10 protein-coding genes are annotated in these 12,675 nt (G+C 42.1%); 2 read left to right on the top strand and 8 right to left on the bottom strand.

The genetic code is table 11. The features are described from left to right. Positions 1 to 169: 169 nt before the first annotated feature. Together E5S67_RS08670 and E5S67_RS08675 are read right to left on the bottom strand one after the other, a co-directional pair. A protein-coding gene (locus E5S67_RS08670) for an ISKra4 family transposase (protein WP_172186644.1) occupies positions 170 to 1,227 on the bottom strand; the annotation gives its coding sequence in 2 pieces (ribosomal slippage) (positions 170 to 1,071 and positions 1,071 to 1,227; 1,059 coding nt in all). A gap of 113 nt (positions 1,228 to 1,340) precedes the next feature. Next, a protein-coding gene (locus E5S67_RS08675; protein ID WP_172186645.1) for an ISKra4 family transposase occupies positions 1,341 to 2,397 on the bottom strand; the annotation gives its coding sequence in 2 pieces (ribosomal slippage) (positions 1,341 to 2,232 and positions 2,231 to 2,397; 1,059 coding nt in all). A gap of 422 nt (positions 2,398 to 2,819) precedes the next feature. On the opposite strand from E5S67_RS08675, the gene E5S67_RS08680 reads away from it, so the two are divergent. Continuing rightward, complete coding sequence (locus tag E5S67_RS08680) at positions 2,820 to 3,422, top strand: CBS domain-containing protein (protein ID WP_172186646.1); 603 nt, start codon at positions 2,820 to 2,822, stop codon at positions 3,420 to 3,422. Positions 3,423 to 3,658: 236 nt separating this feature from the next. Here the strand turns inward: E5S67_RS08680 and holA are convergent, their stop codons facing one another. From holA to E5S67_RS08710, 6 genes are all read right to left on the bottom strand, one after another. Continuing rightward, positions 3,659 to 4,615: a DNA polymerase III subunit delta gene (holA, locus tag E5S67_RS08685; RefSeq protein ID WP_172186647.1), complete on the bottom strand. Its 957-nt coding sequence runs from the start codon at positions 4,613 to 4,615 to the stop codon at positions 3,659 to 3,661. Then, a complete protein-coding gene (gene dnaX, locus E5S67_RS08690; RefSeq protein ID WP_172186648.1) occupies positions 4,612 to 6,027 on the bottom strand; it encodes a DNA polymerase III subunit gamma/tau in 1,416 nt (471 codons plus the stop codon). Before dnaX ends, holA begins: the two co-directional genes overlap by 4 nt. A 364-nt stretch (positions 6,028 to 6,391) precedes the next feature. Next, a complete protein-coding gene (dnaN, locus tag E5S67_RS08695) occupies positions 6,392 to 7,891 on the bottom strand; it encodes a DNA polymerase III subunit beta (protein ID WP_172186649.1) in 1,500 nt (499 codons plus the stop codon). A gap of 405 nt (positions 7,892 to 8,296) precedes the next feature. Next, positions 8,297 to 9,724, bottom strand: coding sequence for an ATP-dependent DNA helicase (locus E5S67_RS08700; protein ID WP_172186650.1), 1,428 nt, complete (start codon positions 9,722 to 9,724; stop codon positions 8,297 to 8,299). 173 nt (positions 9,725 to 9,897) lie between these two features. After that, on the bottom strand, positions 9,898 to 10,278 hold the full coding sequence (locus E5S67_RS08705; protein WP_172186651.1) for a hypothetical protein: 381 nt from the start codon (positions 10,276 to 10,278) through the stop codon (positions 9,898 to 9,900). Positions 10,279 to 10,479: 201 nt separating this feature from the next. Next, positions 10,480 to 11,715, bottom strand: coding sequence for a hypothetical protein (locus tag E5S67_RS08710; RefSeq protein WP_172186652.1), 1,236 nt, complete (start codon positions 11,713 to 11,715; stop codon positions 10,480 to 10,482). A gap of 206 nt (positions 11,716 to 11,921) precedes the next feature. Between E5S67_RS08710 and E5S67_RS08715 the strand changes: the two genes are divergently transcribed. Next, complete coding sequence (locus E5S67_RS08715) at positions 11,922 to 12,515, top strand: hypothetical protein (RefSeq protein WP_172186653.1); 594 nt, start codon at positions 11,922 to 11,924, stop codon at positions 12,513 to 12,515. The last annotated feature ends 160 nt before the right edge of the window (positions 12,516 to 12,675 follow it).

A 12,675-nucleotide genomic window follows, 5' to 3' on the forward strand; every position in this document is an offset into this window, starting at 1 on the left:
GCATCCCGGTTTTGTAAATGGTTAAAAGTATGATATGAGCCAAAATTTTTCGCCCGGCGCTACATGATAGAACGGAAAAGTTGTCGTCCGCAGGCTAACCGAACTGGCGAGAGACGAGTATTTAAAGTATGGGAGTTGGGAAGAAAAATATAGAAAAGGTGTCTATATTCTAGATTAATTCATTCAAGTAAGCACACCTAAGTTTGAGCATTTGATTAATATTTTCACGACACCACTGAGCGCCGGAAATCTTCAATCTTCTATCAATCTGTTTGACTAATGATTCCACTGCTCCCGACCCAATAGAACAAATATTTTGGCGGGATAAGAGTTGATAGTTGACAATTCGATTCCGATGTTTTGTGAGATATTTACAGAAGTTAGTAGTCTGACGACTACTGCACAACTCAAACAACTTCATGGTTTCATCTATACGGCCTTGCCACAACAATTCTTTGGCTTTAGACAGCCGTTTCCTAGACCCTGCTACTTTGTACAGATTTTCTACTAAATGATACCAGTCTAAGATTTCTCGGCGATTACCATCCGGATTGAATTTACCGATCAGATTCCAAATTCCGTCATGTCCATCACCCAAACAAGTCACTAGGGAATTTAACGGCTGACGATTGACATAATCAATCAATACTTCATTTTTCAGAAAATATGCAGCATAAAAGCTGCCATGAAGACTAACTGCTTTGTAATCCAGCCAGTGAGAACCCTCCCCTTTTGGTCCTCTAACACGCACTTTCCCTCCATCCACACTGGTTTCTTTAATTGGGGTGAATGCTACTGGTTCGACCCACTCTTGGTTTTCTACCAATCTATGTAAACTGGTATGACCTATCTTGACTCCCGTCTGTACTTCAATTTCTTGAGATGCCTTGGAATAGGATAACAGGGCTACTTGTCGCAGACAGCATTTCTCAAAAAAAGGGGCTAAGCGAGTCGATTTTTTGAGATTTAATTTTTCTGCTTGTTTTTCGGTAATTTTTAACTCACCCACACAGCTTTTTACTGTTCGGGGGCGTCCTTTGTCTGTTCCCGTGGTTTCTTTGATAAAAAAAAAGCAACTTCGGGTCCCACTATCTCTATCCATTGTTTTCTCAAGTGCCCTTCTATTGTTTCCAGGCTATCTAATGCCTCGGGGGGAGTGTTTCTGTATAAAATTTTGGCGATTTCAGCAGTATGAGCTTGTAAGCGTGCTTGTTCGTCAGGCGTCATATTTAGTCTCTCAAAATTATTTATTGACTATTGTAACTCTTGAGACACTCTATTCTTCAGTTCCTCTAAAATGGCTGATGGGAGCATCTCAGTTATGCAATAAGTAGAAATACTCAGGCAAAAGCAAGATTAAGATAAGAGCAGCGATGCTTGAGAACTTGAGAGATATTGTTGCGGTTCCATTGAGCGCCCGATATTTTAATTCTACGCCCAATCTGCTTAATGGTCGATTCGACCGCGCCAGAGCCAATCGTAATTCCTTGAGATTGAAAGGAATGGTAGTCAGGTATGCGTAGTCGATGTCTTTCAAGATAAGCCAGAAAGTTTTTAACTTGAGGAGCATCCCCATCTGCAAAAGCAGCGATAGCTTGCTCGATTCTGCCATACCATAGGCTAGTTTCAACTTTTCTTAACCGCTTGTCAGAACCACCGAGCTTGTAGAGATTTTCTTTAAGATGATACCAGTCAAGAATTTCGCGCCTTTGCGGAGGTGTGGAGATGTTCGCCATTAAATTCCACACCCCTGGATGACCATCGCCCAAACAAGTAATCGTTTCTGACAAAGGCTGACGATTGACCCAATCTAGCAAGGCTTGATTTTCTAGAAAGAATGCAGCATGGGCTTGTTTGTGTAAAGTCACCGCTTTATAGTCTCGCCACTCACTAGCTTTTCCTTGATCTGTCCTCAATCTTGCCTTACCGCCATCTATACTTAGATCTGTCACGGTTTGCTCTGCGATGACTTCAACGAATTCTTGCCGATGGACTAGACGTTGTTGGGTGCTGTGGTCAATATATATTCCCGTCAGTTGCTTCAAATCTCTTGCTGCATTGGCGTATGAAACATTTGCACTCAGCAATAAGCAACTTGCTTCGAGTTGTGGACTCAATCGGGTTCGTTTCTTCAATCCCAGTTTCTGGCTTTGTTTCTCACTGACTTGCCATACTCCCAGACAGGTTTGAATCCCTCTTTGTCTCCCTGCTCTTGTTTTGCTGTTGCTGCTTAAAAAAATTTCCAATCTCTGGCGCTACTTCTTTTAGTACATGGTCTCTGACTGCTAGTTCAATGCTGGCAAAGTCTTTCAGTTGTTCTTTTGGTGTATTCTTTAGAAGTATTGCGGCAGCAGCTTGCAAATGTTCTTGTAAGATTTTACTTTCTTCGGGTGTCATCAATTTTTCCTTCTATCTTTTGTCTTCTTCTCTCATGCTTTCTCTGTGAGTATTTCTACTCATTACATAACTGAGATGCTCCCTGGCTGATTGACTCTCAAACATATTTTTGGAGGAAGCTAAGTGTTGGCTTTTCCCAAAAGCAGCGCCTTTTATCATACTTTTGTATACTTGCAAAATCGGGATGCTCCCGAGGGGAAGAGAGTGCAGTTCGGAGTTGAAGGTTGGAATGTAGCAAAGAAGAGAGGGAGAGGGGGAGAAAGGGAGAAGGGGAGAAAGGGAGAAATTTTTACGCTTTTTCTACAAGGATTGAAGTATATAATTTAAAGACGCGACAGCTTACCAATTACCAATTACCAATTACCAGATGTACCTCATTTAACGCAGAAGTGTTATAGTATCCAATTAAGAATAATAAACCTATGCCTTACAGTAAATTTACTCTCAGCAAAGCTGTCGATGATTTCCATCTCACAATCATTGAAGGCTCGCGTTTCTTACCAGAAATTTCCCCTGTCACTCCTAGCCCTTTACTACAGGATATTCTTAAAGAAACGATTCCCTGGGCGATCGCGGTGAGTAGCGAAAAAGCTCGTTCGGAGGGGATTATCAATCCTGTGTTACTAGAAGTAAAACGCCAACTTCAAGGACAGATTAGCGTTTTTTCAGGCGAAGAATTTAATGTAGAACCGGAGGCTGAACTCACAGGGTATGTTGACTTTCTTCTTAGTCGTTCTCCGGAGCAACTATTTATCAAAGCCCCTGCGGTTATATTGGTGGAAGCCAAAAAAGAAGACCTTAAACCGGCTCTTGGGCAATGCCTTGCAGAAATGGTTGCAGCTCAACGCTTTAACCAACAAAAGCAACAGCCGATATCGACGATTTACGGAACGGTAACTAGCGGTACTGTCTGGCGGTTTCTTAAATTAGAAGAGCAATGCGCGTCCATTGATCTTACAGATTATCCACTACCTCCGGTTGAGCAAATCTTGGGCTTTCTGGTTTGGATGATGCAGGAAAGATGAGCTGCTCTTAAACAGAAATAGCGACCTAGTGCGATAAATAAACTCCAAAACTTCTTTGATAAATTAATGATAAAAACAACTTCTTTATCACTACAGTTAATTAAGACTTACGCATAAACTCTATCTGTAGGGTATGCCGCCGCGCACCTTACTGCTACCAATAGTGTTGCAAAGCAGTTTTTGTGTTCAGAACTGTTAATGAAAGGCTGCCGAATTAACTCGGCAGCGCTTTCCTGTTATTTAAGGTGAGTGAGTTGAGTGATGGTGAGCAAAGCAGGCAACATTGAGTCAGGCTTATCTCCTGTTTTGAGAGCAATTTCTAAATCAAACAAAATGGAGAGCGATCGACTTAAGAAGTTCGTAGATACTTCCTTAACCTCCTGCTTAAGGAAATACAGCCGTTTGGGGTTACTAATTCCGCACATACTAGCAATTTCGCTATCAGAACGTTGTTGGTCGGAATTGATAGTAGCTTTTACCCACAGCCAAGTTTTAAACTGAGTTTGGAGAGTGGCAATAATTGCTAAAGGAAACTCTGCCCGAGATAGCAATTCATCAAGCACCTTAATTGCCGCCACTGCTTGACCTTTTAAAAGAGCTTCGGCAAGTTGAAAACAGTTGGCTGTGGTAGCTGGAACGAGGATTTTAGCAGCTTCTTTCGTAATGCGAGCGCCTGCTGCATAAATGGCTAATTTCTCTAATTCACTGACTCTTCTAGCAGAATCGTTGCCAATCGCTACCGCTAGATAACTGACAGCATCTCTGGCAATTGAAAGATTCTTTTGTTTAGCAGTAGCAGCGATCGCACTTTCAATCAAATCAGTACGCCAAGGGGGAATCAGAGTAAACTCCTTAAGTTTACCAAACAGCAATAAATGCTTGACTACCTTGAGCCGTTTGTCGATAACAGCAGCAGTGAAGACTAAGTGCGTTGTAACAGGTAATTGGGGCAAAATTTGCAGCAATTCTAGCCCCATTTCTCCAAATTGCTTGAAATCGCAATTTTCAACGACAATAAGTTTGTTTCCTCCGCCGAAAGGAACTGAAGCAGCAGCAGAGAGGGCTGCATCCAGGGAAGAAGCATCGAAGCGGTGGATGTTGAAATCTCGCCAGAGAGGATGAGTTTGAGTCTTAAACTTTTCAACTTCTCGTTCAATTGCGTAGGTGTCATTCCCAATTAGGATGCTAATCATGCTGCTAACTCCTCCTGTTGTTTGACAGTAACAGTAACAGAGCGGCCTAAAGCTTTAGTAACAATCCGCTGCACGGATTCAAGGTGACTCTGAAACTTGTTGGCGTATTTTCTTTCTACTACTAACACACATGAATCAGCAGAAAGTTCGGCAATTTGAGCGCGGTTTAAGAGGCTACGATTGCCTGGTTTCGCTGCTGCTACTACTTGCGCCCAAGTTGTCTCAAAGTCAGGAGAATATGCCTCTATTTTTTGAGGGGTTTTATCAAATTTGTCGGGCTGATTAGATGGGAAAGTTGCCGGCAATCGCATTTCCTTGGCTACAGGTTTGCTTGACAGCATCAAGTTCAGCAGGCAAACTTCTAACCAAGTAGCTGCATTGGTGCTAGTTCTCAATTGAAATTCGGATTTTTGCAGTTGTGCACAAGCCGCATCAATTGTTTCAAAATCCAGATGAAGAGCGATCGATCGCAGTTGTGAGTAGCCTACTGGCCCTGCAATTAAATTCTGGCAGTGGCGCGTTGATTTGACAATGAGCAAATCTCTCATTGCTGCTAGCAAGCTGCTGAGAATCAGTTTGGGGGTTTTGCCGCTGTCAATGAGCGTTCTCGAAGATTGCAGTACGCTTAAGGTATCGCCAGAATGAATGGCTTTGAGAAGGGCGATCGAGTCTTGCTCGCTGATGCTGCCAGATACTTCTGCAACTTGAGTTAGGGTAATCTCTGAGTTTAGCAGTGAAAGCTGAGAAAGTAATTGCAGGGCATCCCTTAACCCTCCGTCGCAGGTGCGAGCGAGATCCCGCATGGCATCACTTGCGATCTCAATAGATTCAGCGGAGCTAATTTTGTGCAATTGGCCGACAATAGCATCAACTGACAAGGCTCGGAAGTTAAAATTTTGGCAGCGGGAGATAATTGTCGGCAACACTTTATGTGCTTCAGTCGTACAGAGAATAAATACTACATGAGCCGGAGGTTCTTCAAGGCATTTGAGGAGAGCATTTTGAGCGCTGGTACTGAGTTGGTGGCACTCGTCTAAAATCCAGATGCGGTAGCGGCTCAGCGCTGGGGCAAAGTTGCTGTGTTGTATTAATTCTCTGGCATCATCCACGCCATTGTGAGAGGCAGCATCGATTTCAGTTACGTCTAAGCTTGAACAGGAGTCAATGGTTTTGCAGCTTGAACATTCCCCGCAAGGAGTGGCGGTTGACTTTTTGCTATTCAAACAATTGAGGGATTTAGCAAGAATGCGAGCGGTTGAAGTTTTGCCTGTTCCTCTGGGGCCAGTAAATAGGTAAGCTTGAGCAATTTTGTCGGAGGTGATGGCATTGGTCAAGGTTGTTTTGATGGTGTCTTGACCCACTAATTCTTGCAGGTTTTTTGGTCGGTATTTGAGGTGCAGTGGTTGGTACATTTTGAGTCGTTAGAATACTTCTGGTAACTATTCCCCGATAGGGGAGCCGTGCCTGAAGTTATGCCATTTCTCAAAAATCTTGCTACAGAATTGTTAGCTTTGTTTGTGGGCTCTGTTTGTCAGGTGCGGATCTGTGAGATTGTTTGTCTAAATTAGGAATTTTTAATGGCGACACACCCTACGGCTACTATTGCATGAGTCTTGATAATTAGTATTAATATAAGTTGTTGGTGCGAGAGTATTGAACACACTTGTAGATAATTTTTATGTTAAAATAGGAATTTAAATTATCCTAATTTATACAGTAATAGGCTCCGAATTGGGGCAGGAGAGGGCATCAAATTTAGATGCCGCTCCCCACCTTTTATTCTTGCGGAGCGATAATGTATTCGCACTCCTTAGCCTCTGTACCCGACGCTGGTATTCCAAACGGTGCAATCAGTATGGGAGCCGTAGGAGTTGCCATTAACATCCGCAAATCCGAACTAGAAACAGCTTTAACTGTATCAATTAAATAGCGGATGTCGCACTTGATCCGAAAGTCACAACCGAATAGTTTGGCATCAACTATCTCAGTACCAGAACTGAGAGTATTATTTAGTGAAATTCGCACTTGTTGACTATCTAAATCGAATTCAAAAATTGCTGTAACATGGGACTTATCGCTGTGAGAAGCTAACCGCTCTAAGGCTTTTAAAAAGCTGAGCTTCTCTACCACAATTTGATGGCTAAGTTCATGCCGATAAGGAGCAATAATCTGGTCGCAATTCGGGTATTTTCCTTCTAATAACTGCGCTGTCAGCCGCCAATTGTTCCACTCAAAAGCAACAAAGTTATTGCTATTGTCAGGCTCAGTCTCATAGTAAATAGCTACTCGGTCAGTGGGATTCAAAGTCCGCTCTAATACCCGGAGTACCTTAGTGGGTACTGTAAATTGCACGTTTCGAGTGTTCAAAATATCGGAATCACTGCTTTCACTGAATCCTACAACCATTGCTATCCGATGTCCGTCTGTTGTCCAAACTCTCAATTGAGAAAGTCCCCTTTCTGCGTCGTGGCTTAGTTGAAAGTTAGCTCCAGTTAAGATACGTTTGGTTTCTTCAGAACTTACAGCAAATAAGCTGGCTTTGAGGACAGCAATTAACACGCTAGCAGGAATGGTCACAAGTTTTTGTTCAAGGCTCTTGATAGCAGGGAATTCGTCCGCAGTTAGCCCACGAATGACGTGCTTGCTCCTTGATGCAGTCAGAGTGGCACTGACTGATGGAACGTCACTTCCTTTGATAATTTCCCAAGAACTCTTTAAGGTAACGCGACTTTTCGGAAATTTTCCGAGAATGTCTGCGAGTATGGTTGCAGGGAGAGTGAGCTTTCCAGATTGATTGACATTAGCTTCAAAACTCGCTTGTATCCCAAATTCCAGGTTATAAGCAGTTAAATGCAATTGTCTAGTTGCGGCATCTGCTTCTATGAGAATATTGGATAAAATGACATGGTTGTTATTGCTATAAATGCTGCTTTTGAGAGTTTGGATGTAATCATTTAATTCTCTGGCATCACAGGCAAATTCAACGATTGAAGGGGAAGGAGAAGGCTCCGGCAATGTCTCATCGTTTGATTTAGCTCCTAAATCAGAAGCATCTGTGGCTGAAACTGGTGTATATTCTGTGGATTTTTCAGAGGGTTCTACTTGTTCTGAAAGTGCTGTTTCCGGTTCAGAAGTTGAAGAACCTTTTGTGATTTTTGTAACAGATTTTTCAGCCTTAGCGGAATTAGTCGCTGTTTCAGGAGAGCGTTTTTTCTTGGTTGCTCTCTGTACTACTTTTTGCGGAGGGGGTGTTTCTGTAAGTCTAGATTTTGCCATAATTAGTTGTGTGTCAGAAGTTCGATTTGCCGCTGCGGTAGCAGCACTCGCGAGCGGTGGCTGAAAAAAGAGAGTCGAAGTGTGGAAAGAGTGGAACCAATATGGTTGAGAGCAGGTGGATTATTGTAATTATTTTTTAACAATTAAAGGTAATAATCAACCTTTATTTTAGGATGATAAATTTGAGCTTGTTGATTAATAAAATCGTAATCTAAGTAGCAGTTTTTGGGAGTGCATCTTGTCGAAAAAAAGAGAGCGAAGCATTCCGGCATATAAGTTATTGGTGAACGTCTTATATTTACGGAGGTCATGCTTCGCCCTACTGATATATTATTCTAAGTGAGATGTCGCCTTTTTCACAAACCGATTTATTGCTATTTTCTCCCTACTTTCTACTGCCTATCATCAAAAGTTACTTGAACCAGATTTAGTTAAGTATCCTAATGCAAGTTGAACTCTGGATGAAATTGGAGGAACAAATAGTATCCGTTGGCGGCAGCGACTCGTTCCGACATACAAGAGGCGGTGGTATTCTTTAAGTTTCTGTTTGCTGCTCATTTCTTTTCCCACCAATAGCCGAGTCAAAATGTCATTAATGTCCAAACCCACTTCATCAAAAGTGCTGCCTTGAGAATTGTGAATAGTCAGGGCAAAGCAATTGTCAATTTCGGCAAATATGTCGTCCTTAAACCAATAATACTTGCGCCATAAAAATCCGCTGCGCTTGGCACTCTTGAGTTTTTCCTTAAGTTCAGCCTGGTAGCGTTTATTTTCGGATTCATGCAGCACAAAGATTTGCCGAAATAAACCGTCATCGGTCACAATCTTTAAAAGCCATACTCGATAGCCGTAGTGTTGGCTCGTTTCAACTTCTTTAATGGTAAATTCAGTTGAAGTGGGCAAAATAACGGTCTTACCATCAGGGGCCATGATTGGTTTCTTAGTAATCAGCCTTTCTCCCGGTATGAATCTGGGGGCTGTTTGACCGTAAACTTGTTCTCGGAGGGCCTGATTGTAATAGTTGACTTGCTTGTTTGTCCAGCACAGAATCCGAAAGCAGTCAGGGTTGGAAGTGAATTCGCGCTTGATGGTTTTGAGGGCGTATTGCAGGAGTGCTTCTGGCTTAACTTTGAATGCACCGTTAGATTTGTTCCCTTGAGTGTAGGTAGAATGTGGCAAGAACATATCGGTTTTATTCTTGACACAAGAACGGCATTCGGTGATGAAGTCGAGGACGGGACTTTCTCCAGCTTGCCTGACAACTTCGGTTAGCATAGTTTTATTGGTAATGCTGAAGACAGGCGAGCGTTTTTCTCCGACGGGGTTAAGCTGAGCTGGGTCGCCCATGAGAATTAATTTGCGGTGGTTGAACAGGGTACGTTCAAATCTACGCTCAATCCAAGACCATAATTGAGTTCCAACCATCGAACATTCGTCAAGAAAAATGATATCGTAGAGGTGGAGGTAACAACAGCTTGTCTGTTCTAAGACTTTCTCTTGTTCTTTGCGAACTATGCCTAAGCCTAAAAGTTGGTGTATTGTCAGAAAGTCTACTCCGAAAATACCTTGAGAGGCTGCCATTTTTCTGAGAATACCGACGGCTTTGTTAGTAGGTGCAGTGAGGACAATGCGCTTGCTTTGAGCCAAGAGTTCTTTGATTAGAAGAAAAATAAGTGTGCTTTTTCCTGTGCCTGCATAACCGCAGAGCAAAAAGAATGACTCAGTGCTGCTTGCAAATGTTCTCAATTTGTCGAATGTTTGCTGCTGTTGTGGTTTGAGAGTGAAGGGAATTTGTTTAAATTCCTGCGGTCGTTCTAGTAAGGTTTGAATCATTATTAGTGCTAGATAATAACTCTATCGCCTCCCTAATAAGCGTTAGCTTGAGTGCAAGACTGTTTCACGAAGCAGGTTAAATCAACAAAAAAAAGGCGATAGCGCTCTGGTACACTAGAGGGCTATCGCTGATTTATTTGTTGATTAATAATATGAACAGTGGTTGTTGGTTTTTAAACAATAACAACTTTGGTCTTCTTAACTCGCTTGATATTAGCTACTGTTCCTTTGCTTTGTCCGTCCCAGATGGCTAGTCCGTAATCACAATGCGAACACATTTGGATGTCGCGAGCGCTATAGTTTCCGGGAATGCCAATGGTGGGATAACCAAAAGTATTCCTAGGTTTGCCATTGCCGCTAAATAAGGCATAGTAAACCAAGACTTTCTGGTAATTCTTAGACTGCAAATACTGCTGAACTAAGCTATCAATACCAGAAGCATCACCGACTATAACTTCAAATCCTAGTTCAATGATGCGATTGAGAGATGCGATTGCTCCTAAAGGCAATTCATTAATGGAACGACTACCGGAAATCATTACTGTTTTGTTCATGCGATCCTGGAATTGTAGGGTCAAGGGTGAATTGAATAGCACTCAAACTCAAAGATTGTTCCTTGAGTTGATATTTACGACTAGAAAAAATCAACATTTTATGCCATTAGGCAATTTATATTTTGGATTAGTAACAGAGTTGTTTATCGCATTTACACTGTCATAAACTAGCCAATTATATTGGATTTCCCATTTATTCCATCATCTTGGCATCTTTTCTAAATCAAATTCAGCAACTTTTCGGAGAGTTTCTAAGCGCTTACTTAAAGTTTTATGCCGGGGACATTCTACAGCGTATTCGTATTTAGAGCCTGTATGTTGAATATCTGGAACTTGGCAATCAATTAAGTTGCTAAGGTAGCCGACTAGCTTTTTGACAGGTATTAGCCAAGCCTTAGCTAACGCTTTAGTACGGAACCCAATCCAAGCTCTAAAGTAGGAGCCGTCTTCGCTAATCTGATAAGCCACATTGGGGGATAATTTAACAATAGATTCGATACGAGCTATACCCAAACCTTTGAGTTCGGTCAAACTGTAATTTTGGATTTCTCCGCTGTTCCACTCGATTTGGAATGGACGTAGATTTTCAACGTTCAAGCGTTGGACTGTCCCCCTTTGTTGAACTCCTTCTCGGCATTTTAAAATGTAATCTCCCTCTTTAAATCCGTATAATCCTTGTTTCTTGGCTAGGTTTTCTAGGTGCTGCTTCCAGGTTTCTTCCCAAGCTATGTTAAATTCTAGAAGTTCGTAATTTTCTTCGCTCAATTGTCGAGCCAGTTTTTCTTTGAATTGCTGTTTTTGAATTGGCATAGCGAATTCTAAGAAGTTGTCGGGTATTTCGAGAGCTAAATACGTCTTAGCTCGGATTTTGAGGTCAGCAACAGACAAACTGCGAGCGACTTTTAACTGCTGAGGTGCAGGAATATCTATGGTACAACTTGTCGGGAAGCCTGGAAACAAGTTAATGGGAAAGAGATAAGATTGGTCGAGAGTCGAGATGAAAATGTGGTGTTCAGTCAGCGATTCTACTTGGAAAATAGTTGTGTTACTGAATTGTACCTGTTGCGAATTAGCAAGTACGATGGTTGTGCAAGCTGGAAGTTCTCCAGTAGTTTTTTGAGGAATAAACTGAGGCACAAGGGAGATTTTGAGGACACGAATTTCATCAAGTGTATAATTGCAAGAAAAGCTGTCTTCGCTGTTACTAGCATCCCAGGTAATTCTTACAGGTCGATCGGTTTGATTTAGAGAAGTGACAGTACCGTAATGCTTACCAGTTTTGATGATATCGCCTACTTTAAAGGGAAGTTGATCGGAAGGATGCGGAGTGAGAAAAGGGAAAATTACCGCTACCACTTCTTTAACTTCACTGGGGGGAGTGTTGTCAGATTTAGAGCAAATATTTGAGAGACCGATTAAAGCGGTGTTAGAGTCCATAACCTTTGAGAAGTTAATTTTTTTTCAACTTCTCCCGTTAGGGGGTATCTTCTCGAACAGAAGCCTAAAACTTTCTAGTTTTCGCTAGCATCTTTGGTGCATATAAAGCAAATTTAGGCTTTATTTAGGCTTTAAATTTGTTTAAGTCCCGCTAGATATATCGCCATGCTGTCAAGATCACGATATGGAAAACTAAGCGAGCAAAGATGCCCACTTCTGAAAAAATTGCTGCCGCCATAGAGACGATAGACCACTTGGTAGCTTGGCTACAAGATACCGGACTGAGTGCGTCCGCGATCGCCCAGTTTAAATTCAACTCGCTGGCCTCTATGTACCCAGAACTCAAAGGGGTAGCAGAGACGGCAAAACAACTGATTGGTGCAGCTTCCCCTTTGACAGAAGTTGGGATGACAGTAACGGAACTAGCAGCAATACTCACAGATAACTTAGAGTGCAAAATCAAGCCAGATTTAGTCAACAAAGCTCTAGTTTCATTGGGGTATCAAGAGCGTAATGAAGCCAAGCAAATTTGGATACTGACACAAGCCGGCTCAGCTCATGGTATTTTCTTGCTGGCTACTTCAACAACAAACAAATGGAGTGGTTCTCAAATAAAGTGGTATCGCTCTCTAATTCCCATCTTAGAAGAATACTTAACAAATACAGGAATTTTAGAGAATGGCAGCAGTAGCGATCTCACTGCAATACAAGATACAGAACACTCTGAAATTTCCGAAAAAAGCCTTGCATCAATTACTCAAAATGGTAACTCTCCTAGTATTGACTACTCTCAGGGCTGAAGCACCTGAGTTTCCCGCGTATCGTGAGGCTCTATGAAAAGAAAGCAACTTGGACAGTGCCTGAGCGAGTCAAGGTCAAGGTCTGGGAAATTACAGTCAATCCTAGTCAGATTGAGCTGATTCAATCCTTTGCCGACGATGCCTACACGAAACGCTACAA

Origin of the sequence: Microcoleus asticus IPMA8 (genome assembly GCF_013179805.1) — a bacterium.
GTDB classification, from domain to species: Bacteria; Cyanobacteriota; Cyanobacteriia; order Cyanobacteriales; family Microcoleaceae; genus Microcoleus; species Microcoleus asticus.